Below are 251 nucleotides of genomic sequence, written 5' to 3'. Positions count from 1 at the left end.
GCACCTTGCCCAGGGCCGTGGAGTGCAGCGGCTGCATCGCCCCCACCCCCACCACCTGGCGGCTGTCGTCGGGCCGGAAGACGTGGTGCACGATCAGCACGCCCTGCTGGTGCAGCACGCCCAGGTAGACGCTCTCGCCGCTGGAGCGGGCCAGGTCGTCGGTCCACACCAGCGCCCGCGCGCGCAGCTCGTGCACGTCGAGATAGGTGGGGGCGAGCCGGAGCAGCTCCGCGCCCAGGTGGGTGCGCGCC

Annotated in this window: 1 protein-coding gene; it reads right to left on the bottom strand. The window is 74.1% G+C overall.

Annotated elements, in window-relative coordinates; all coding sequences use genetic code 11:
* Positions 1–251, bottom strand: a 251-nt coding sequence (locus MFF64_RS37130) for an IclR family transcriptional regulator domain-containing protein (RefSeq protein ID WP_238194066.1), incomplete at both ends; no start/stop codon positions are given.

The sequence above is a fragment of the Methylobacterium frigidaeris genome (assembly GCF_022179185.1).
GTDB classification, from domain to species: Bacteria; Pseudomonadota; Alphaproteobacteria; order Rhizobiales; family Beijerinckiaceae; genus Methylobacterium; species Methylobacterium frigidaeris.
This window is presented reverse-complemented; position numbering and strand designations above follow the sequence as displayed.